The sequence below is a fragment of the Brevundimonas sp. EU05-FHT14B11 genome (assembly GCF_058790835.1).
Genome location: NZ_JBYTCY010000002.1, coordinates 224628 through 245654 on the forward strand (window position 1 = coordinate 224628; position 21027 = coordinate 245654).

Sequence of the window (21027 nt, forward strand, 5' to 3'; positions counted from 1 at the left end):
CCGCCTTTCCGGCATGACCGGCTTCGGCCGCGCCGATGGGGCGGAGGGGGATTGGAGCTGGTCGGTCGAGGCCCGCTCGGTCAACGGCCGCAATCTGGAGGTCCGCTTCCGCGGCCCCCCGGGCTTCGACAATCTGGAACGTCTGGCCAAGGCTTCGGGTCAGGCGCGCCTCAACCGGGGTCAGGTCACCCTGGGCGTGCAGGTCAAACGGGCCGAGCCCGGCGCCGCCGCGCTGAAGGTCAACGAGGACATCCTGGCCCGCTATCTGCAGCTGGCCAATCAGCTGGCCGAGGACGGCGCCACGCCCCCTTCGGCCGACGGCCTGCTCAGCCTGCGCGGCGTGCTGGAGGCCCCTGAGGAGGCCGACGACGCCGAGGCCCGCACGGCGGTGGAGGCGAAGATCGCCGCTAGCATCGACGCCGCCATCGACGCCCTGAAGCTGTCACGCGAGCGGGAGGGCGAACAGCTCGCCCCGGTCATCACCGGCTTCATCGACCGCATCGAGACCCTCGTCACCGAGGCCGAGACCGAGGCCGGCGCCCAGGTGGCGGCCATCCGCGAGCGGTTCACCCGCCGCATCACCGAACTGGCTCCCGACGCTCCGGGGCTTGAGGACCGCATCTTCCTGGAAGCCGCCGCCCTGGCGACCAAGGCGGACGTGCGCGAGGAGCTGGACCGGCTGGCCGCCCACGTCGCCTCGGCCCGCACCCTGTTGCAGCAACCCCCCGCCGGGCGGAAACTCGACTTCCTGATGCAGGAATTCATGAGGGAGGCGAACACCCTCTGCTCGAAATCGGCTACCACGCCGCTCACCGGAATCGGCCTTGAGCTGAAGGCGGTGATCGAACAGCTCCGCGAACAGGTCCAGAATGTCGAATGAACGTACGCCCCGTCGGGGTGTCCTCCTGATCGTCGCCAGCCCCTCGGGCGCCGGCAAGACGTCGCTCTGCCGCCGGCTGATGGCGGATCACAAGGGGCTGGAGCTGTCGGTCTCGATGACCACACGCGGCATCCGTCCGGGCGAGGTCGCGGACCGCGACTACCACTTCGTCGACGACGCCGAGTTCCAGCGCCTGATCGACGCCGACGCCTTCCTGGAATGGGCCGACGTCCACGGCGCCCGCTACGGCAGCCCGCGCGGCCCCATCGACCGCGCCCTGGCGGAGGGTCGCGACGTGCTGTTCGACATCGACTGGCAGGGCGCCCGCGACATCGCCGAGAAATGCCCCGGCGACGCCGTCCGCGTCTTCATCCTGCCGCCCAGCCTGGAAGAACTGCGCCGCCGCCTGGTGACCCGCTCGCAGGACGCCGAGGAAGTCATCGAGCGCCGCATCCAGAACGCCAAGGGCGAGATCGAGCACTGCGGCCAGTTCGACTACGTCTTCGTCAACGACGACTTCGACCGGTCCTATGCGGAACTGGCGCATATCTACCACGCCGAACGCAGCAAGCGCGGCCGCAACACCTGGGTCGAGGCCTACAAGGACGCCCTGCTGAACGAGGCGGTTTGAGCCTCAGGCGCTGACGGCCTGGCTGGGCGTCACCAGCATGTTCGACAGTTTCTCGGCCAATTCCGCCTGTTCGAACGGCTTGAGGATCAGTCTGTCTTCCGGCGCCGAGGCGAGGGCGTCGGCGTCGGCGTAGCCGGTGGCGAACAGGATCGGCACGCCGGGGCGGCGGCTCTGCATCTCCCGGGCGAGGTCCGCGCCGTTGAGGCCGGGCATGGCGAAGTCCAGAACCACGGCGTCGATGTCCTCGCGATGCTCGAAAATCTCCAGCGCCGCGCCGCCGCTGCCCGCTTCGATGGCGGTGTAGCCGAGGTCTTCCAGATAGCCCGAGGTCACCTCGCGCACGGCCTCGTCGTCATCGACGACCAGAATGACGACGTGGTCGGCGTGGGCCGCGGTCAGGTCCAGGTATCGGGACACGTGGGGGACGGGCGCGGAATCGGCGCGTGGCAGGAAGATCTTGATGGTCGTGCCTTGGCCCACCGCCGTCTCGATGGCGACGCCGCCGCCGGACTGTTTGGCGAGACCGAAGACCTGACTGAGCCCCAGGCCCGAACCCTTTCCGACGTCCTTGGTCGTGAAAAAGGGCTCGAACGCCCGGGCCAGCACCTCGTCGGTCATGCCGGAGCCGTTGTCGGTCACCGAGACCATGACGAACTGTCCCGCCGGGGGCGCTTCCGGAGATGTCGAGGCGGTGGTCTCCACATTCTCCGTCCGGATCAGCAGGGTGCCGCCGACATTCATGGCGTCGCGGGCGTTGATGGCCAGGTTCAGGATCACCAGCTCGAGCTGGGTCGGGTCGATCATGGCCGGCCACAGGCTGTCGGCCAGTTCGGGCTCGAGGATCTGGACGCTGCCGCCGATGGTGCTCTGGAGCAAATCCCTCATGCTCCGGACCGTGTCGTTCAGATCGACGGCGCGCGGCTCGAGTTTCTGACGCCGCGAGAAGGCCAGCATCTGCGCGGTCAGTCGGGCGCCGCGGCGCGAGGCCTCGCCCATCATGTCCAGGCGGCGGATCAGGGCCGGATCGCTGACCCGTTTCTGCATCTGCTCCACATTGCCAATGACGACGGTCAGCAGGTTGTTGAAGTCGTGGGCGACGCCCGAGGTCAGCTGGCCGACGGCTTCCAGGCGTTGCGCCTGACGCAGGGCGGTCTCGACCTTTTCGCGCTCCGTGATCTGCGAGGCCAGTTGCCGGTTCGCCGCCTCGAGTTCGGCCGTACGTTCAGCGACCCGGCGCTCCAGCAAGGATTCGCCCTGCCGAATGGCGGCGATGAGTTCTCGCGCCTCATACTGTCTCAGTCGCCCTCGCAACGCGGTACGCACGGCGCTGACGAGGGTGGTGGGGTGGAAGGGGCGCTCCAGAAAGCTGACGTTGCCGAGCGCCTCCGACAATCGCCGGGCCGCCGGATTGCGCTCGACGCTGCCGCCCCGCTGGGTCAGCAGCAGGAAGGGAAAGTCCGACCACGAGGGTTGCCGGTCGACCCAGTTGGACAGCGGGGCGATGTCGCTGTTGCGCAGGGCCTCATCGGCGATGACCGCCAGGCCCGCGCCTTCCTCCATGCGCTGCTGAAGCGTCGCGAGGTCGGGACAGGCGACGGCCGGCACTCCGGCCTCTTCCAGGATCGCGGCGGCGATGGCCCCGTCGCGCCCGTTGGGCGCGAGCACCAGGGCTCTTTGGGAAAGGTCGCCGCCACCACTCATGCAGCGGATTCGCCCAGCAGGCCGCTGCCCTGACCGACGAAGTTCGGAACGCCGCGCAGGACGCCCTGGAACCCGGTCAGGGGCTCGCCCAAGGTCAGCCCGTCTTCACCGATATTGTACTCGCGAATGGTCTTCTCGTGGCGGCCGGACCGTTTCTTGATCACCGAGACCGCGCGGCGGACATTGCCCAGGGCCTCGAAATAACGAAGCAGGATTACCGTGTCGGCGAGGTAGGTGACGTCGACCGGCGCCTTCATTTCCCCCACCAGCCCGTGTTGGGCGACGGTCAGGAAGGTCGAGGCGCCCTGGCGGTTGAGATACTGCAGCAGCTCGTGGATGTGCAGGACCAGGAACTGCTCCTGCGGCATGGCCGCCTGATAGCCGTTCAGGCTGTCGATCACGACGGTCTGGATCTTCTGGTCCGACACGCAACGCCGGACCCGGGCGGCGAATTCGCCCGGCGAGAGCTCGGCCGCGTCGATCTGCTCGATGATCAGCCGGCCCTCATCGCGCATGACTTCAAGTTCGATGCCTAGCTGCTTCATCCGGTCGAACAGAAGGCCCAGTTCCTCGTCGAAGATGAACAGGGCGGCGCGCTCGCCACGATGGACGGCGGCCATGGCGAAGTTGATCGCGAAGAGGGATTTTCCGGTGCCGGCGGGGCCGAGAATCAAGGCGCTGGACCCCCGTTCCACCCCGCCGCCCAGAAGCGCATCGAGTTCGGTGACGCCGCTGGACACCGGCGTGCGGTCGAAGGTGGTGCGATGCTCGGACGCGATGATGCGCGGATAGACCTCGAGCCCGCCGGTCTTGATGGTGAAGTCGTGGTAGCCGCCCCGGAAGCGTCGGCCGCGATATTTGATGACCCGGACCCGGCGGCGCTCGGCGCCGTATTCGGGGGCCAGTTCCTGCAGCTGGATCACGCCGTGCGCCACGCTGTGCACTGTCTTGTCATTGATCTCGGTGGTCAGGTCATCGAGCAGCAGAACGGTGGCGCTGTTCTTGGCGAAGTAGTGCTTCAACGCCAGGACCTGGCGGCGGTAGCGAAGCGAGCTTTGCGCCAGCAGCCGGATTTCCGAGAGACTGTCGATCACTACGCGCCGGGGCTTCCTGGCCTCCACGGCTTCGAAGATCATCCGGGTGGTCTCGCCCAGTTCCAGGTCGGACGAATAGAGCAGGCTCTGCTGCTGCTGCTCGTCGAGAAGGCTCTCGGGCGGCACGAGTTCGAAAATGTCCATGCCGTCCAGCGACCAGCCGTGCGAACGCGCGGTCGCGCGGAGCTCATCCTCCGTTTCGGACAGGGTGATGTAGAGTACGCCCTCTCCGAGGCGCGCGCCTTCCAGCAGGAAGCTCATGGCTGCGGTGGTCTTGCCGGTGCCCGGCGCGCCTTCGAGCAGGTAGACGCGATCGCGCTCCAGCCCTCCGGCCAGGATGTCGTCGAGGCCCTGAAGGCCGAATGCGGCTTGCGTAGACCCGTCGGCGCTATGGTCGACCATCACTCTCCTCATGCGTTAGCTGGGCCGTAACGCGCCGACGAGGACTTGGTTACATGCGGACGATTTTTGCGAACGTCTTGAAAGTATGGGGGCGATCCCCAAATCGAGTCTGCTGTTTCAACAATCGAAAGGAGGTGTCGAATGTCTCATTGTCTCACGCCGTATACGGCCCGGATGAACGCGACTTACGCCCTCTCGGGGGTTCGCGCCTGATCCAGCCGACAGGCTGAACAATGGAAGGGCCGCTCCGGAAGGGGCGGCCCTTTTTGCTGGCTGGCGGGCGGCCTCCGTCGGCCTGGTGGAAAGTTTCATTGTCCGAATGTAAAAGGTGCTTGACGTCTCCGGAACCTGAGAAGTAAAGGTTGCTTGTCACAAAGACATAGGAGCTTGTCATGACCGGACGCGCCGACCCCTCGGTCGAGACTGTTTTCGCCCTCTGATCCCGACCGGTCGCCGACCGGTTCTCGCCGGCGCCGCATTCCGCGGCCCCGGATGCAGCCTTCCTCAAAAGGATATCGACCATGACTCTCCAGGCCGTTCTGGGGCGCGCCGCCTCGCGCCTTGAATCCACCGCCGCCGGCATCGCCCTGAGCCTGGCCGCCTGCGCCGTGCTGTTCGCCGGCGACGCCCATGCGACCGAGGCGCAGGCCGCCGCTCCGCCGCCCATCGCCCGCGCCGCCGGCGACGGTCCGCCCCTCTGGGTCGTTCGCGACGCGGATTCGACCATCTATCTGTACGGCACGGTGCACATGCTGAAGCCGGGCACGGCCTGGGGCTCGGACAAAGTTGACGCCGCCTTCGACAGCGCCTCGGACCTCTGGCTCGAGATCGCCGATCCGAACGACCAGAGCGAACTGGGGCCGTTGATCCGACAGTACGGCGTCCAGCCCGGCCAGCCGCTGTCCAGCTGGCTGACCCCCGAGGAGAAGACGGCGCTCGACGCCGCCGTGCGCGCCACCAGCATGGAGCCCGCGCAGATCGATCCATTCCGTCCGTGGTTCGCCGCCCTGATGATCGCCACCGGTCCGTTGACCGCGGCGGGCTTTGATCCGGCGCTGGGCGTCGAACTGAACCTGCGCGCCCGGGCCATGGCGGCGGGCAAGCCGATCCACGGCCTCGAGACGGTGGGCCAGCAGATGCGCGGCCTCGCGCTGATGAGCGACGACAATCAGAAGGTCTATCTGCGTCACTATCTGAAGACCTGGAACGCCGTCGCGGGCGATCTCGATCGCCTCGTCGCCGGTTGGATCGCGGGAGACGAGACCGCCCTGGCGGAGTTCGCGCTGGAGAACGGTCGTGCGATCTCGGAAGAGACGCACCAGACCTTCCTAGCCCGCCGCAATGCCGACTGGGCCGGTCAGATCGAGACCCTGCTCAAGGGTTCGGGCGTCAGCTTCATCGCCGTGGGAGCGGGACACCTGGCCGGCGACGACAGCGTGCAGGAGATGCTGGCCGCGCGCGGTGTGACCGTGACGCGCGAATAGGAGCGGACGTCAGGGCGGGGCCGTTCCGGTACGAGCGGCCCTTTCGCCTAGGCGCGTTTGCGCCGCGCCAGCGTGGCGCCGCCGTCCGTCGGCGGTGTCAGTTGCGTCTGTCCGGAGGCGGCGCGGGCCAGGCGCAGGAAGCCGTCCAGGTCGATGACCTCGGCGCGGTCCTCGGGGCTGATGCCGGCGGCTTCGCACAGGTCGGCGCCGCCCAGCGGCTTCAGGCTGGAGCGCAGCATCTTGCGGCGCTGACCGAAGGCGGCGGCGGTGACCCGTTCCAGCGCCTTCAGCAGAGCGGCGTCGGGGCGATCGGCCCTGGGGACCAGATGCACCACGGCGCTGGCGACCTTGGGCGGCGGGGTAAAGGCGGCGGCGGGCAGGTGCATGACCAGCTTGGCCTCGGCCACCGCCTGCGAGATCACCGCCAGCCGGCCGTAGGCGTCCTCGCCGGGCTTCGCCACCACGCGCTCGGCGACCTCCTTCTGGAACATCAGGGTCAGGGACAGCGGCGTCCACGGCCCGGTCAGCCATTTGATCAGCAGCGGCGTGCCGACGTTGTAGGGCAGGTTGGAGACCAGGTGGGCGGGGCCGTCGACCAGTTCGGCCTCCTTCACCTTCAGCGCATCGGCCTCGACGATCGTCAGGCGGCCGTCGCCGTCTTCCAGTTCGTTCAGCAGGGGGATGAAGCGGGGATCCTTCTCGACCAGCACCACCTTGCCGGCGTCGCTCTCCAGCAGGGCGCGGGTCAGGCCGCCGGGCCCTGGCCCGACCTCGATCACCGCGCGGCCCTCGAACGGTCCGGCCAGCCGCACGATCTTGCGCGTCACATTGAGGTCGAGCAGGAAATGCTGGCCGAAGCTCTTCTTCGCCGCGAGGCCGTGCGCGTCGAGGTGTTCGCGGAGGGAAGGAAGGTCGTCGGGCGTCATCGGCCCTTCTTACGTGACCTTGGCCGCGCCGTCATGCGGAGCGAGGACCATCCGCCGCTGGCGGCGGGCTCGCGCGGAGGTTATGCATCGGGAGCGGGGGAGTTATGACGAGCCGAATCCTGGTCGTTGACGATATCGAGGCTAACGTTCGTCTGCTCGAGGCGAAGCTGACGCTCGAGTACTACGAGGTCGTGGGCGCTCAGGACGGCCTCTCCGGCATTGAGGTCGCGCAATCCGGCAAGACCGATCTCATATTCCTCGATGTGATGATGCCCGGCATCGATGGTTTCGAGACCTGCCGTCGATTGAAGGCGGATCCCCGAACCCGGGATATTCCCGTGATCCTGATTTCCGCCCTGGATGGGCGGGAGGATCGCATTCAGGGCCTGCAGGCGGGCGCCGACGACTTCATCACCAAGCCGATAGACGACGTGATCATGTTCGCGAAGATCAAGAGCCGTCTGCGGGGGAAGTCCTTGATGGACACTCTTCGCATCGGCCGGCCCGCGACGGTCCAGGCCGCAGGCGGTCCGCGACCCGGGCAGGTGGTCATTATCGATGATGACGAGCGGCAGGTGGAGAGTTGGCGAAGCCTTCTCGGCGACCGGAATGTCGTGGTGGTTCCCGAGGCGGGGCGGGTGGGCGGCGACGCCCGCGCGGACCTGTTCATCGTCAATGGGTCGTCCGGGGCGTTCGACGGCCTCAGGGCGCTGTCCCAACTGAAGTCGGGGGAAAGGACCGCGCGGACGCCGGTCCTCATGGCGGTGGATCCGGCGGACCGGTCGCGCCTGATCAAGGCTTTGGATTTGGGGGCGGACGATCTGATCGCCCGCCCGATCGATCCGGAGGAAGCTGGGATCCGGGCAGCCCGCCTGATTGAACGCAAACGGACCATGGACGGGTTGCTCGCGCCGTTCGGCGCCGCGCCGGCGCTGACCCCCTCCGGCGATCCGGAAGAGCTCGCGCAACGACCGGCGCCGCATCGCTTCTCTTGGGACGGGAGTCAGATCCGGAGTGCGCCGACGCTGGCGGACCCGTCTCGACCCGAAGTCACCGAAGAAGTGCTCGATGAACTGCGGGGCAAGGTTCAGACCGCCCTGGAGGGGCTGGTGGGCAACCACGCGGACCCTCGTCTCGAACGCTCTATGGAGGCGTTCAAGGAGGTCATATCGGCGCCGGCGGGGAAGGTCCGCAGCGGACGCCTGTTGATGCGCTACCGAAGCCTCCAGGCGGATGTCGAGGCCTATGGAGACCCGATCTCGGAGCGGGACTGGACGGTCAAGGCCCTGGTCGAAGACGTGTCGGCCAGCGCCTCGGACCTGATCGTTCTATACCCGGACCTGCGGGCGATCGAGGACGCGAGGTTGTCGCTTGAGCTGTCCAGCGTCGCCGGGGTGAGAGAAGAGTTGGCGGCGATCGCTGATGCGGCCGGTCAGTCGCCGGTCGTGAGCGCCGAGGTGATCGAGGCGCTCACGGAGATGACGGCGGAGAGCGATGCTGCGGCCTTCGACGCGCCGCTGACCCTCGAGCCGTCGTGGCGACGGGCGCAAGAGAAGAGGTCCACGGTTTCGATCGGCCTGCAGCTGCTGACGGTTCGAAACTTCTGCGCGGCCGCGCTCAAATCGATCAGCCGGGAGGTCGGCAGCCTGGCGGCGGATTCCGCGCGGGAAGCGCGTGCGGCCATTCCTCGGGGAGTCGGCGCCGGGGTGGAGCGTGTGGTGTCCGGCTCGATCGTTCTCGCCCTTGTGACGATGGTTGCGGCGCTGGCGGGGCCGCTGGCCGGGTTGGCCGCCATGGCCGTGACCTTCCGGCCGCTGGCCGAACGCGCGAAAAAAATCCGCGACGCGATCGAGCCGGAGGCGAACTAGCCCTTCAGCCCGCCGCGCGCGCCGCCGCCATCATTCCGGCGAGGCGGATGGCGGCGATCAGGCTGTCGGCGCGGGCGACGCCCTTGCCGGCGATCTCGAAACCGGTGCCGTGATCGGGAGAGGTGCGGACCACGGGCAGGCCCAGCGTCGCATTCACCCCGCCCCAGAAGTCCAGCGTCTTCACCGGGATCAGGGCCTGGTCGTGATACATGCAGATGGCTGCGTCATAGGCGGCGCGGGCCTCGTCATGGAACATGGTGTCGGCGGGCAGGGGGCCGGCCACGTCCATCCCCTCGGCCCGCAGGATCTGGATCGCCGGGGCGATGACCTCGATCTCCTGCAGCCCCAGGGCGCCGCCTTCGCCCGCGTGCGGGTTCAGGGCGGCGACGGCCAGGCGCGGGCGGGCGATGCCGAAGTCGCGCTTCATCGACTCGTGGACCACCCGCGCGGTGCGCAGGATGCGTTCGGCGGTGACCAGCTCGGGCGCCTCGGCCAGGGGCACGTGGATCGTCACCAGGCAGACGCGAAGGTCGGCCGCCGTCAGCATCATGACCGGGCCGCGCGTGCCGGCGTAGGGCGCGTCGGCGGTCAACTCGGCGATGAACTCGGTGTGGCCGGGGAAGCGGAAGCCGGCGGCGTACAGCGGCGCCTTGGCGATGGGGGCGGTGACCACGCCCGAGGCTTCGCCGGACAGGGCCAGGTTGACCGCCTGCTCGATCCAGTCGGCGACGGGACCGGCGTTGGCGGGCTCGGGCCGGCCGGGGCTGACCGGAGCGGGCAGGGGCTGGTCCAGCACCGGGACGGCGCGAGCGAAGACGGCGGCGGCCTCGCTGAGGTGTGGAATCGACTGGACCGGCTGCCCCTGCGCCCGCAGCAGGGCGGCGTCGCCGATGACGGCGAAGACCGGCCCCGTCTCGCGCAGGGCGGCCCAGGCGCGCGCGATGATCTCGGGCCCCACGCCCGCCGGTTCTCCCATCGAGAGAGCCAGCGGCGCGGGCGCCGCGGTCACTGCTTGTACTCGATCAGGGCGTCGTTGCGCAGGTCGCGCATGTAGCGTCGGCCCAGGGTGGCGATGTTCTGGCGGAAGATCTGGTTCTCGACCGTCCGGGCGTCGGGCGCCTCGCTGCCGCCCACGCGACGGCCGCAGACGGCCAGCAGGTGAACGCCCAGCGGGGTGCGCACCGGCGAGCTGATCGTGCCGATTTCGGCCGAGCGGGCGACCTGCTGGAACTGCGGCGCCAGGTTCTGGACATCGGATTCGCCCAGATCGGAGCCCAGCAGACCCTGTTCCGAGCTCGCCCGGGCCTGGATGTTGTCGCAGGTCAGCTGGCCGCGGATGGCCTCCAGCCGTTGCGTCGCGGCGGCCACGTCGGCCTCCGACGCCGTTTCCGGCAGTTCGATCATGATCTGCTTCATGGCGACCAGGCTGGTCGAGGCGCCGTCGCGCTTGTCACGCATGTAGATGATGTAGACGCCGCCCTCGACCGGGATGGGACGCGACAGCTGTCCGGCGTCCAGCTGGTCGAGCGCCTGCTGCAGGGCGGGCTGGACAGTGCCCTCGACGACCCAGCCGGCGTCGCCGCCGCGGGTGGCCGACGGGGCGGCCGAGAACTGCTGGGCGACGTTCTGGAAGGGCGCGCCCTGGACCATCTGGGCCACCAGCTGGTTGGCGCCGTTGAGCGCGGCCTGCTGACCGCCGACGCGGCTGGCCTCGATGTAGATCTCACCGATCAGATACTGCTTCTTGGCCGCGGCCTCGTTGACCTGACGCAGGGCCGCGTCGATGGCGGCGCGGCTGGCGCGGGCGCGGCTCTGGAAACGACCGCCGACCAGCCGGGACCACCCGATCTGGGTGCGGAGCTGGTCACGGAAGGTCGAGGTGCGGATGCCGCCCTGGGCCAGATACTGGAGGTAGTTTTCGGGCGTGGTGCCGACTTCCCGCGCCATGTCCGCGATCTCGGAGTCCACGTCCGCGTCGGGGACCTTCAGGTCCTCGTACTTGGCCAGTTCCTGATTCTGCAGGCGTTCGTCGATCAGGACGCTCATGGCCTGCTGCTGGATCGCCGGAAGGTTTTCGGCGGTCGGCTGCACCTGGGTCATGGCGATCAGCAGCAGCATGCGCTGGCGCAGATCGAAGCCGGTGATGACGCTGTCGTTGACCGTGACCAGAATGCCGTCGGCGAGCTGGAACTGCGGCGCGGCGGCCGGAGCGGCCGGCGGAGCCTGCTCGGCCGCTGGATTCAGCGTGCCCGCGGCGGCGGGGGCCTGTCCCGGAGCGGTCTGGGCCACGGCCGAACCGGCCAGCAGGGCGGCCAAAGCCACGCCCGTCAAATAACGCTGCAAACGCATGTCAGTCCTGGTTCCTCAAGCGGCGCCGTCCGGTTCGACCGCGGGAATTGCACGCTTCGCGCAGCCCGAGTCGCGCGTCGGTCAGCGCCCGTCGCCCTGTCCATAACCTGTACCGCCGAAAGTGGCGAGGTTTAGGCGGATATAGATGCCCTCGGACGGTCCGCTCGGCCGTACGCTCGTGTTGTCGCGGCGCCACCCGATCTCGAAACGGAAGCAATCGTCGTCGAACAGCAGGCCGACTTCGGACCGTGTGATGATGTTGCGCTCCAGATCGGCGACGCCAGCGGCGGCCACCCCCCAGTTGCCGTAGACGAACTGCTGCCCCGCGACCTGAACGAATTCGTAGTTCCGGTTCTCGGGTCCCGCGAGCGGGTTGGAGCGATCGACGACGTAGCTCATCGTCCCCTGGTTGCGCAGGCCCCAGCGGCCGTCGACGGCCAGTTCGGCGCGGCGGATGTCGCCTGAGGAATCGACGGTGGCGTGGCCCCAGCCGCGAATGCGGTCCGACGGCGAGAAGCTGCCCTGCACGACCCAGTCCGAGGTATCGGCCGACAGACCGGTGGGGTCATAGAGGCGGGTCGGCGCGTCCGGCACCGGGACCAGGAATTCCGTCTGTTCGCCGTCCCGGAAGCTGCGGCCGACGAACAGGCTGGCCTGGCGGCTGTCGCCCCAGCGCACGGTGGCCTTGGCGCCGGTGGTCAGGCGCAGGCCGCCCTCCACCAGGTCGTAGCCGGGGAAGCGGTCGATCCGGAACAGCGAGCTTTCATCCAGCTCCACGGTCGCGCTGTCCTCGTTGGGAATGCGGACGTCGAGGTCGGGATCGGTCGACATCGACAGCTGGGCCATCGGCTCGATGATCAGGTCGGCGCCCGGCCCCAGGCGGCGGATCAGCGGATAGGAGACGTCCAGCCCCACGGTGGCGCGCGTCCGGCTGATGGTGTCGCCCTCGATGCCCAGCACCGGCGGCAGGTCGCTGACCGAATAGACATCGGCGCGCACGTCGACGAAGGGCTCCCAGCGCAGGCCGATCGGCGAGATCAGGACCCGGCGCCATTCGGCCTGGCCGGAGATCCGGCGGCTGTCGACGCCGGGATAGCCGAGGGTTGGGCCGGCCGGGATGACGCCGGGGCGCAGGACCGGGCTGCCGATATAGTCGTCGCGCGACAGGGACACGGCCGAACCGCGCAGGCGCAGGCGTCCGCCCAGCACCGGACCGTCAGGCTCCCACCGGGCTTCGATCAGCGGCGCCACATAAGGCAGGTCGCCGTCGCTCTCGAACACGTTCAGCGCCGGCGTGATGAGGCTGAATTCCTTCACCCGCAGGCTCTGGATCGAGAAGGCGGCGATGGACAGGTAGGACCGCTCGGTCTGATGCTCGGCGTAGATCTGCGAGATCAGGCGGCGTTCGTCGCCGTAGTAGAGACCGTTGTCCTGATAGGGCGAGCGGACGTCGTAGCGGTCGAACAAGGTCTTGTCCGAGGTGCGCTCGGCCGTGAAGCCCCACCGCCAAGGACCCGCCGGGTCGAAGGCGCCGTAGCCCAGGAAGTAGCTGCGGCTGGTCAGGTCGCCGAAGCGCACGTCGTTCTCGACGGTCCCGTCGCCGTCGAGGTCGAAATTGCCGAAATTGCGCTCGTAGGTGTAGCCGCCGCGCAGGACCAGCGTGCCGTCAGCGAAACGGCGGCGCCATTGCAGGTTCACGAACGGTGCGACGTCGGTGTTGAACTGCGGGCTGATCAACCAGTCTTCGGACGGCGATATGACCTGCAGATAGGGAACCTCGACGCTGACGCCCCGGCCTTCGTCATAGCTGGGGATCGGGACCAGGAAGCCCGAGGCGCGGTCGACCGTCGGGTCGGGGTGCGAGAAGACGGGCAGGTAGAAGACCGGCACCCCGCCGATCCGGAACACGGCGTTGCGGTACAGGATGGCGCGCAGGGCTTCGTCCTGGACGACCTTCTCGGCCTGGATCGAGATGCTGGGCTGTTTGGTGTTCCCCTCGGCGTCGCAGATCGGGCAGGGGGTGAAGATGGCGTAGTTGAGCTCGTTGACGTTCTGGCTGCGGCGCACCGCCGTGGCCGCCATCAGGCTGGCCCCGTTGCGGAAGCGGGTGGCGAAATCGACGGCGACGCCCGCACGCAGGTCCGAATCCATCTGAAGCTGGCTGGCGTAGACGATGTTGCCGTCGGGGTCGGTGAATTCGACCCGGTCGCGCGCGCTGCCGACGCCGAGTTTCAGGTCGTAGCTGATCTCGCCGGCCCGCACGGTGGTGTTGCGGAACCGGGCCAGCACCCGCTCCGGGCTGCCGGTGGCGGTGATGACGTCGCCGGTCCGCGTGGTCGAATCGGATTCGATATAGATGGCGTCAGGGATCAGGCCGTCGGGGCCGGGCTGCTGGGTCGGCTGCGGAGCAGGGGCCTGCTGGGCGAAGGCCGCGCCGCCCGAGGCGGCCAGCGCCACCGCGCCCGCCCCGGCGAGGAGCCGGCGGCGCAGGACTGCGGTACGGGGCCAGCGGCGGTCACGCTGCATGCAAGCTCACTTCAAGAAAAGGCCGGGCAGGGGGGCGACGGATCGCTTAGCCGTCCTCGGTATAGAACAGCAAGGTGAACGCGGCGAGCGCCGTCAACAACGGCGGCAGCCAGGCGGCGAGCCACGGCGGGATGACCTCGGCCGAACCGAAGGCGGAGGCGGCCTGGTTGACGAAGAAGAAGCCGAATCCCAGCACGACGGCGGCGGCGCTCATGCGGGCCAGATCGCCCAGCCGCATCAGCCTCAGCGAGAAGGCGGCGGCGAGAATCGACATGGCCGCGAACATCAGCGGCGTCGCCAGAAGCTGCTGCAGGCGCAGGTCGTAGGCGGTGGCCGAGAAACCTGCGTTCTTGACCCGGGCGATCTGGGCCGGAAGGGACCAGAAGGGCGTCGATTGCGGGCGGGCGAAGCGCTCGAACGCCTCTTCGTCGGCCAGGCTGGAGGGCAGGTCGAGGGTGGCGTAGCGCACGGCGCGCTGGCCGATCTGGGCCCCGACCGCGTCGATCAGGCGCCAGCGCCCGGCGCTGAGCGAGGCCGAAGCGGCGTCGATTCGCTCGGAGAAGCTGCGCAGGCCCTCCCCGTCGTTGGTGTAGATGAAGAAGGTCACGCCCAGCAGGCGGCCGCCCGCGCGGTCCTGCCGGTCGGCGCGGATGACCATCTGGCGGCTGTCGTCGCCTTCGCGGATCCAGACGGCTTCGGGCGCGCTCGATCCGGCGACGGACCCGGACAGGCGGCTGCGCTCGCGCTGGAACAGGCCGTCGGCGGCCGACGCCGCGGGTCCCAGCGCCGTCACCGTCAGGACGCCAAACAGGAAGGCCGCGCCGGCCGCGGGCAGGACGAAGCGCCAGGCGGAGACCCCGGCCGCCCGCATCGCGATCAGCTCGCTGCGCCGGTTCAGGCCGACGAAGGCCGCCAGGGTGCCGAACAGGAAGACGAACGGCAGCAGCTGGATGATCACCTGCGGCGACTTCAGCAGCATCAGCCCGAGGATGCGCAGGCCCGACAGGTCCACATCGGACCCGACGCCGCGCGAAATCTCGACGAAGTCGATCAGCATGATCAGGGCCGCGATGACCCCCAGCGCGATGGCCAGGGCGCGGGCCTGCTGGACCAGGATGTAGCGTTCGATGCGGCCGAGGCGCAGCCAGGGGGCGCGCAGGGAGGTGCGGCTGGTCATGCGAACCTCGCCTTCAGCCGGTCCAGCACCGGCCAGCGGCGCCGGCGGCGCGGCTTGAGCGCCCGGAACAGGACGCGAAGGGCGATGGCCGTGGCGAGGATGGGCAGAATATACTGCAGGATGTTGAGCCAGCCGTTCCAGGCGCTGGCGGCGACGACGCCATAGCCGATGATGCGGACGATCAGGAAGGCCGCGGCGGCCTTGGCGATGCGCAGGCCGTAGCCGGTGCGGCTGAACGAACCGCCCATCAGCGCGGCCAGGGCCATGGCCATGGCGGCCAGCGCATACAGGGGGGCGGACAGGCGCGAATGGCCCTCAGCGGCCAGTTGGCCCGCGGATCCGACGCGTTCGAGATCGCGCGGAGACGGATTGAACAGCTGGGGCAGATAGAGGTCGGACGGCTTGTACCGGACGGTCTCGTTCACATCGATATATTGCGCGAGCGGCAGGTCCTGACGGCCGAACGACAGATACTCCAGCACCCCGCGGGACGAGAACCGCTGCCAGGATCCGTTCAGAAGGGTCAGGTAGGGCTGGCCGTCGATACGGCTGAAACGGGCCTCGGCGGCGTCCCAGGTCGTCGTCTTGTCGCCGTCCTGAACATAGACGAACAGGTTCTTGAGCAGGCCGTTCTGCTCAATCTGCTGCACATAGACGGTCAGGCCCTTGGGTCCTTGGACGAAGCGGCCCTCCTCGACCAGCAGGGCGGCCAGGTCGGTGCGGACGGCGAAGGTCTCGTTGCGTGCCTGCCGCTGGGCCCAAGGCTGGGCCACCGTGGTGATGAACAGGGTCAGTACGGCGGCGATGACCGCCAGCCGCACGGCGGGCCGGATCGCCTGCCAGCGCGTCACGCCCGAGGCGAAGACCGCGGTCAGCTCCTGCTCGCGCTGCAGGCGGGTCAGGGCCGTCAGGGCGCCGACGAATAGGCCGATGGGAATGATGACGGCCAGCAGCTGCGGCAGCGCCAGCAGGGTCAGCTTGACCATCACCCAGACGCTCTGGCCGCGTTCGACGATGAACTCCAGCTGGTCGAGGCTCTGGCTAAGAATGCCGATTCCGGCCAGCGCGGCGCACGCAGCCAACACGGGGCGGCCGATCTGCCGGAAAAGGTAGCCTTGGATCAACGTCATAAGGGAACGGAAATCGCCCGTTGCAGCCGGAGGCGAGGGAGAGCATCTAATACACACCCGTTTGCACCGGTGAAACCGCGCGAACAATCCCACTCGCACAAGACCGGGGCGTACATCCCGGCGGGAGCAGTAAATGAAGATCGAATTCGTCGCCTCGGCCGACGCCGCCGAGGTTTTGGCCGTTCTCGTCCACGATGGGCGCGCCTTCGCCGGCAATGGCCAAGCTGTGGATAACGCCACCTCCGGCGCCCTGACGAAGGCCATGACGGCTAGCCGCTTCACCGGCGGATCGAACAGCACCCTGATCGTCGCCGCCCCCGCGGGCGTGAGCGCCGGGACCATCGTCCTGACGGGCGCGGGCGATCCCGCCAAGTTCGACGACCTGGCGCTGGAAGCCGCCGCCGGCGCCGCTTATCACGCGGTGAAGCTGTCGGGCGCGGCCTCGATCACCATCGACGTCAGCTACCTGTCGGCCGACCAGGCCGCCCGCGCGGCCTTCGCCGCCCGTCTGGCCGCCTACCGCTTCCTGAAATACCGCACCACGCTGAAGCCGGAGAAGACCCCGTCGATCGAGACGATCAAGGTCGTCGCCGCCGACGTGAAGGCCGCCCAGGCCGCCTATGAAACCTATTCGGCCGTGGCCGGGGCGGTCGAGTTCGCGCGCGACCTGGTCGCCGAACCGGCCAACGTCCTGTACCCGGAAGAGTACGCCAAGCGCGTCAAGGCGCTGGAGAAGCTGGGCCTGGAGGTCGAGGTTCTGGGCGAGAAGGAGCTTGAGAAGCTGGGCTTCCGCACCCTGCTGGCCGTCGGCCAGGGCAGCGTGCGCGACAGCCAGGTCGTCATCATGAAGTGGAACGGCGGCGCCAAGGGCGAACAGCCGATCGCCTTCGTGGGCAAGGGCGTCTGCTTCGACACCGGCGGCATCTCCCTCAAGCCGGCCGACGGCATGGAAGACATGAAGTGGGACATGGGCGGCTCGGCCGCCGTGGTCGGGCTCATGCACGCGCTGGCGGGCCGCAAGGCCAAGGTCAACGCCATCGGCGTCATCGGCCTGGTCGAGAACATGCCGGACGGCAACGCCCAGCGTCCGGGCGACGTGGTCGTGTCGCTGTCGGGCCAGACGGTCGAGGTGCTCAACACCGACGCCGAGGGCCGCCTCGTTCTGGCGGACTGCCTCTGGTACACCCAGGAGCGCTTCAAGCCGAAATTCATGCTGGATCTGGCCACCCTCACGGGCGCCATGATCGTGGCTCTGGGCCTGGAATACGCTGGCGTCTTCTCCAACTCGGACGAGCTGGCGAACAACTTCCTGGCCGCCGGTCCCAAGGTCGGCGAGAACGCCTGGCGGATGCCGATCCCGGCCTTCTACGAGCGTCACATCGACACCCCGATCGCCGATGTGAAGAACACCGGCAACGGCCGCGCCGGCGGCTCGATCACCGCAGCCCTGTTCCTGCAGCGCTTCACCAACGGTACGCCGTGGGCGCACATCGACATCGCGCCGACCGCCTGGGTCAAGGACAGCCGCAACCCGACCGTGCCGGACGGCGCCGTCGGCTGGGGCGTGCGCACCCTCGACCGGATGGTGAAGGACTCGTACGAGTCCTGAACCTCGCCGTGACCCTGCCCCGGCGACGGGGAGGGGGCGCTCGGCTCATATTCTCTTCAAACTCGACGACCCCGTCCGCTGTCACTGGATAAGCGGGCGGGGTTTCGTCATTCTGGCCGACATGACCACAGGTCCCGAAATCTGGTTCTACCACCTCGAGCGGTCGAGCCTGGGGCAGGTGCTGCCCGGGCTGCTGGAGAAGACGCGCGAGCGGGGCTGGAAGGCCGTCGTGCGCGCCTCCAGCCCGGGCCTGCTGGACGATATCGACGATCACCTGTGGACCTACCGGGACGACAGCTTCCTGGCCCACGGTCGGGCGTCGGAGCCGAACGCGGACCGTCAGCCGGTGCTCCTGACCGAATCGCTTGAGAACCCGAACGCCGCTCAGGCGCTGTTCATCCTGGACGACGCAGAGCTTGGCGATACGAAGGGCCTGGAACGATGCTTCATCATCTTCGACGGACGCGACGAGGCGTCGCTGACCGGCGCGCGGGGGCGATGGAAGGCGTTGAAGGACGCCGGGGCCAACCTGGCCTATTGGAAACAGTCGCCCGAGGGACGCTGGGAAAAGGCGGCCTGATCGCTGTCTCCCTGCTGGCGGCCTGTTCGTCGACGCCGGCCGGCGACGTTCCGGCGGCGCGTGCGGTCGAAGCCGCGCAACTGAACCAGCCGGTCGGCAGCCGCAATCCGCAGAACCCCACGGCCGACCTGTGCCGCGCCGGCGATCTGCAGTACCTCGTGGGCAAGCCGAAGACGGACATTCCCGTCCCGGTCGACGTGGTGAACCGGCGCGTGACCTGCACCACCTGTCCGGTGACCGAGGACTTTTCGCCTTACCGCCTGAACATCTTCTTCAACGAGCGGACCCAGATCGTCGAACAGGTCCGTTGCGGCTGAACCGAATTTCCAAGGGAGAGACGCCGATGAAAATCCTGATGCTGAGCCTGGCCGCCGCCGGACTGCTGTCCGCCTGCGCGCCGACCAGCGGGAGCGATCCCGCGACCCCGCCGATGGACGGTCTGCGCGCCTGCAAGGCCGACCAGTACCAGCGGCTGGTGGGGACCAACCGGTCGCAGCTGCCGGCGGCTCCGGCGGGCGAGACCTGGCGCGTGACCTGCACCACCTGTCCGATGACCATGGACTACAATCCCCGCCGCCTGAACATCACGTTCGATCAGGCCAGCGGCGTGATCCGCGAGGTCAAATGCGGCTGACGGCGGCGGCGGTCGCCGCCGTAACGGTGCTGGCCGGAGCGTGCGCTCCGGTCACGCCGCCCACCGGGCCCGGCGCCCCGCAGCGCTGCGACGCCGCCAACGCCCGCTCGCTGATCGGCAAGCATGTCGGCGCGGTGGACTATGCGGCCGGGGCCAATGTGCGCATCGTCTGCACCACCTGCGCCGTGACCTTCGACCACCGGCCCGACCGGCTGAACATCCGCTTCGACGAGGCGACGGGGATCATCAAGAGCGTCGACTGCGGATAGGCGCTCCCCCGCCCGGCTTGGCGAAGCCGGTTCGACCGGTCAGGATGCGTGGAACGGGGAGACGACCATGAAACGCATTCTGCTGGCGGGCGCGACGCTGGGCGCGATGATGTTCGGCCCGGCGGCCGTGGCCGATGCGACCGCGGACAGGGCGGTGCGCGACGCCATCGAGCGGCCGCAGGTCTGCGGACCGGCGACCTCGGCCCTGTCCGGCACGCCGGTGGCCGACATGGTCATGGTCGACGGCTTCGGGACCGGCGGCTTCGCCATCGAGACGGTCAATCCCGAGGCCCAGGCCTGGTTCAACCACGGCGTTCGTCTGCGCTGGGCGTTCGAGCACAAGGAATCGGCGCGAGCCTTCAGGAAGGCGCGGCTGCTGGATCCCAGCTGCGCCATGTGCGCCTGGGGCGAGGCCTGGGCCCTGGGGCCGAACCTGAACGGCGGCGGCAATGACGACGAGAGCCAGGCGGCGGCGCTGAAGGCGGCGCGCGACGCCCGCCGCATGGCCCGCCGCGCCACGCCGATGCAGCGCCAGATGATCGACGCCCTGGTGCAGCGCTATTCCGGCGCCAAGGCCACCCGCGAGCGCCGCTTCGCCCAGGCGATGGACCGCATCGCCCGCCGCAATCCGCAGGACGTCACCGTTGCGGCCATCACCGCCGACGCCTGGATGTTGAAGGCCGACCGCTGGTGGGACGAGGACGGCAAGGCCGCGGATCCGGCCATCACCCGCGCCCTCGGCATTCTGGAGCAGACGCTGGCCTTCGCGCCCGACGATCCCGGCGCCATCCACCTCTACATCCACCTGACCGAATGGTCAGACGATCCGCACAAGGCGATCCCGTATGGCGAACGGCTGGCCGCCCTGGCGCCGGGCGCCAGCCATCTGGTGCATATGCCGTCGCACACCTTCTACCGGGTGGGACGCTACCGCGACGCCATGATGTCCAACGTCAACGCCGTGGCGCTGGATCGGCGCTACGACGGGCTGGCGCGGCCGCCCGGCGGCGTGCCGGGCATGCCGCTGCACGGGCACAACATCCATTTCGGCATGGGCGGCGCCCTGATGGCGGGCGGGGGCGAGCAGGGGCTGCTGCTGGCCGACTGGTTCCTGGCTACCTGTCCGGACATCGAGGCGACCAACGTCTGGCGCCAGATCGTGGCCAACAACGCCTACGCCATCTACGGCCGCTTCGGGACGCCGGAGCAGGTGACGGCGCTGAAAGAGCCCGGCGCCGACCGTCCGATGCTGCGCGTCAGCTGGCGCTACGCCCGGGGCGAGGCGGCGGCGCGGGCCGGCGACGCCGCGGCCGTTCGCGCCGAGGCCGAGGCGATCAAGGCGATCCGCGAGGCCGACAGCTTCAAGGCCGGGCCGATGGCCAAGCGGCGCAACGACTTCACCGAACTGTCCCAGAGGGTGCTGGAAGGCCGGGCCGCCATGCTTGAGGGCAATGCGGACGCCGCCGTGGCGGCCTTCACCCGCGCGGCCGAGATCCAGGCGCAGGGCGACGAGGGCGGCGATCCGCCCGCCATCTGGTATCCGACCCGCCGCAGCCTGGCCGCCGCCCTGCTGGCCGGCGGCGACGCCGCCGGAGCCAAGGCCAAGGTGCTGGAGCTGCTCGAGGACTGGCCGAACGACCCCTACAGCTACTTCGTGCTGTCGCGGGCCGAGGCGGCGCTGGGCGACACGGCGGCGGCGGCCGAAGCCCTCCGCCGCGCGCAGGTCGAATGGATCGGCGGCGCCATGGACCTGAAGCTGGCCTGAGG

At 68.9% G+C, this 21027-nt stretch carries 18 protein-coding genes; 10 read left to right on the forward strand and 8 right to left on the reverse strand.

Annotated features, from left to right (window positions below; genetic code table 11):
- The first annotated feature begins 13 nt into the window (after positions 1 to 13).
- Together AC3WRV_RS08520 and gmk are read left to right on the forward strand one after the other, a co-directional pair.
- Positions 14 to 880: a YicC/YloC family endoribonuclease gene (locus AC3WRV_RS08520; protein ID WP_492313594.1), complete on the forward strand. Its 867-nt coding sequence runs from the start codon at positions 14 to 16 to the stop codon at positions 878 to 880.
- Complete coding sequence (gene gmk / locus AC3WRV_RS08525) at positions 870 to 1511, forward strand: guanylate kinase (RefSeq protein ID WP_492312905.1); 642 nt, start codon at positions 870 to 872, stop codon at positions 1509 to 1511. Before AC3WRV_RS08520 ends, gmk begins: the two co-directional genes overlap by 11 nt.
- 3 nt (positions 1512 to 1514) lie before the next feature.
- Here the strand turns inward: gmk and AC3WRV_RS08530 are convergent, their stop codons facing one another.
- Positions 1515 to 3176: a response regulator gene (locus AC3WRV_RS08530; protein WP_291837319.1), complete on the reverse strand. Its 1662-nt coding sequence runs from the start codon at positions 3174 to 3176 to the stop codon at positions 1515 to 1517.
- Positions 3177 to 3208: 32 nt separating this feature from the next.
- Positions 3209 to 4708, reverse strand: coding sequence for an ATPase domain-containing protein (locus AC3WRV_RS08535; RefSeq protein WP_492312906.1), 1500 nt, complete (start codon positions 4706 to 4708; stop codon positions 3209 to 3211).
- Positions 4709 to 5229: 521 nt separating this feature from the next.
- On the opposite strand from AC3WRV_RS08535, the gene AC3WRV_RS08540 reads away from it, so the two are divergent.
- The gene (locus tag AC3WRV_RS08540; protein WP_492312907.1) at positions 5230 to 6192 is read left to right on the forward strand and encodes a TraB/GumN family protein; all 963 of its coding nucleotides are present in this window, start codon (positions 5230 to 5232) and stop codon (positions 6190 to 6192) included.
- A gap of 47 nt (positions 6193 to 6239) precedes the next feature.
- Here the strand turns inward: AC3WRV_RS08540 and rsmA are convergent, their stop codons facing one another.
- Entirely contained in the window at positions 6240 to 7118 is an 879-nt protein-coding gene (gene rsmA, locus AC3WRV_RS08545; RefSeq protein WP_492312908.1) for a 16S rRNA (adenine(1518)-N(6)/adenine(1519)-N(6))-dimethyltransferase RsmA, read from the reverse strand.
- A gap of 104 nt (positions 7119 to 7222) precedes the next feature.
- Here rsmA and AC3WRV_RS08550 point away from each other — a divergent pair, with 104 nt between their 5' ends.
- Entirely contained in the window at positions 7223 to 8986 is a 1764-nt protein-coding gene (locus tag AC3WRV_RS08550; protein WP_492312909.1) for a response regulator, read from the forward strand.
- A 4-nt stretch (positions 8987 to 8990) separates the two neighbouring features.
- Here AC3WRV_RS08550 and pdxA read toward each other — a convergent pair whose 3' ends face one another.
- From pdxA to AC3WRV_RS08575, 5 genes are all read right to left on the reverse strand, one after another.
- The gene (gene pdxA, locus AC3WRV_RS08555) at positions 8991 to 9995 is read right to left on the reverse strand and encodes a 4-hydroxythreonine-4-phosphate dehydrogenase PdxA (RefSeq protein ID WP_291837327.1); all 1005 of its coding nucleotides are present in this window, start codon (positions 9993 to 9995) and stop codon (positions 8991 to 8993) included.
- The gene (locus AC3WRV_RS08560; RefSeq protein WP_291837329.1) at positions 9992 to 11335 is read right to left on the reverse strand and encodes a peptidylprolyl isomerase; all 1344 of its coding nucleotides are present in this window, start codon (positions 11333 to 11335) and stop codon (positions 9992 to 9994) included. Before AC3WRV_RS08560 ends, pdxA begins: the two co-directional genes overlap by 4 nt.
- 81 nt (positions 11336 to 11416) lie before the next feature.
- Positions 11417 to 13861: an LPS-assembly protein LptD gene (locus AC3WRV_RS08565; protein WP_492312910.1), complete on the reverse strand. Its 2445-nt coding sequence runs from the start codon at positions 13859 to 13861 to the stop codon at positions 11417 to 11419.
- A 46-nt stretch (positions 13862 to 13907) separates the two neighbouring features.
- The gene (gene lptG / locus AC3WRV_RS08570; RefSeq protein ID WP_291836871.1) at positions 13908 to 15038 is read right to left on the reverse strand and encodes an LPS export ABC transporter permease LptG; all 1131 of its coding nucleotides are present in this window, start codon (positions 15036 to 15038) and stop codon (positions 13908 to 13910) included.
- On the reverse strand, positions 15035 to 16123 hold the full coding sequence (locus tag AC3WRV_RS08575; RefSeq protein WP_492312911.1) for an LptF/LptG family permease: 1089 nt from the start codon (positions 16121 to 16123) through the stop codon (positions 15035 to 15037). Before AC3WRV_RS08575 ends, lptG begins: the two co-directional genes overlap by 4 nt.
- A 178-nt stretch (positions 16124 to 16301) precedes the next feature.
- On the opposite strand from AC3WRV_RS08575, the gene AC3WRV_RS08580 reads away from it, so the two are divergent.
- From AC3WRV_RS08580 to AC3WRV_RS08605, 6 genes are all read left to right on the forward strand, one after another.
- Positions 16302 to 17777 (forward strand): leucyl aminopeptidase, encoded by a 1476-nt coding sequence (locus tag AC3WRV_RS08580; protein WP_291836875.1) that lies wholly within the window; start codon positions 16302 to 16304, stop codon positions 17775 to 17777.
- A gap of 121 nt (positions 17778 to 17898) precedes the next feature.
- Complete coding sequence (locus AC3WRV_RS08585; protein ID WP_291836876.1) at positions 17899 to 18357, forward strand: DNA polymerase III subunit chi; 459 nt, start codon at positions 17899 to 17901, stop codon at positions 18355 to 18357.
- Positions 18315 to 18674, forward strand: a complete 360-nt coding sequence (locus tag AC3WRV_RS08590) for a hypothetical protein (protein ID WP_492312912.1) — start codon at positions 18315 to 18317, stop codon at positions 18672 to 18674. The genes AC3WRV_RS08585 and AC3WRV_RS08590 overlap by 43 nt, the downstream gene beginning before the upstream one ends.
- A 26-nt stretch (positions 18675 to 18700) precedes the next feature.
- On the forward strand, positions 18701 to 18991 hold the full coding sequence (locus AC3WRV_RS08595) for an I78 family peptidase inhibitor (protein WP_492312913.1): 291 nt from the start codon (positions 18701 to 18703) through the stop codon (positions 18989 to 18991).
- Positions 18982 to 19260, forward strand: coding sequence for a peptidase inhibitor I78 (locus AC3WRV_RS08600; protein ID WP_291836882.1), 279 nt, complete (start codon positions 18982 to 18984; stop codon positions 19258 to 19260). Before AC3WRV_RS08595 ends, AC3WRV_RS08600 begins: the two co-directional genes overlap by 10 nt.
- A gap of 67 nt (positions 19261 to 19327) precedes the next feature.
- Entirely contained in the window at positions 19328 to 21025 is a 1698-nt protein-coding gene (locus AC3WRV_RS08605; protein ID WP_492312914.1) for a hypothetical protein, read from the forward strand.
- Positions 21026 to 21027 lie beyond the last annotated feature (2 nt).

What these genes read in the sequence shown, in the direction of transcription:
- AC3WRV_RS08535 (WP_492312906.1), bottom strand. Translation starts at nt 4,708, where the DNA reads ATGGTCGACCATAGCGCCGACGGGTCTACGCAAGCCGCATTCGGCCTT.
- AC3WRV_RS08600 (WP_291836882.1), top strand. Translation starts at nt 18,982, where the DNA reads ATGCGGCTGACGGCGGCGGCGGTCGCCGCCGTAACGGTGCTGGCCGGA.
- AC3WRV_RS08595 (WP_492312913.1), top strand. Translation starts at nt 18,701, where the DNA reads ATGAAAATCCTGATGCTGAGCCTGGCCGCCGCCGGACTGCTGTCCGCC.
- lptG (WP_291836871.1), bottom strand. Translation starts at nt 15,038, where the DNA reads ATGACCAGCCGCACCTCCCTGCGCGCCCCCTGGCTGCGCCTCGGCCGC.
- AC3WRV_RS08520 (WP_492313594.1), top strand. Translation starts at nt 14, where the DNA reads ATGACCGGCTTCGGCCGCGCCGATGGGGCGGAGGGGGATTGGAGCTGG.
- gmk (WP_492312905.1), top strand. Translation starts at nt 870, where the DNA reads ATGTCGAATGAACGTACGCCCCGTCGGGGTGTCCTCCTGATCGTCGCC.
- AC3WRV_RS08580 (WP_291836875.1), top strand. Translation starts at nt 16,302, where the DNA reads ATGAAGATCGAATTCGTCGCCTCGGCCGACGCCGCCGAGGTTTTGGCC.
- AC3WRV_RS08585 (WP_291836876.1), top strand. Translation starts at nt 17,899, where the DNA reads ATGACCACAGGTCCCGAAATCTGGTTCTACCACCTCGAGCGGTCGAGC.
- rsmA (WP_492312908.1), bottom strand. Translation starts at nt 7,118, where the DNA reads ATGACGCCCGACGACCTTCCTTCCCTCCGCGAACACCTCGACGCGCAC.
- AC3WRV_RS08550 (WP_492312909.1), top strand. Translation starts at nt 7,223, where the DNA reads ATGACGAGCCGAATCCTGGTCGTTGACGATATCGAGGCTAACGTTCGT.
- AC3WRV_RS08565 (WP_492312910.1), bottom strand. Translation starts at nt 13,861, where the DNA reads ATGCAGCGTGACCGCCGCTGGCCCCGTACCGCAGTCCTGCGCCGCCGG.
- AC3WRV_RS08540 (WP_492312907.1), top strand. Translation starts at nt 5,230, where the DNA reads ATGACTCTCCAGGCCGTTCTGGGGCGCGCCGCCTCGCGCCTTGAATCC.
- AC3WRV_RS08605 (WP_492312914.1), top strand. Translation starts at nt 19,328, where the DNA reads ATGAAACGCATTCTGCTGGCGGGCGCGACGCTGGGCGCGATGATGTTC.
- AC3WRV_RS08560 (WP_291837329.1), bottom strand. Translation starts at nt 11,335, where the DNA reads ATGCGTTTGCAGCGTTATTTGACGGGCGTGGCTTTGGCCGCCCTGCTG.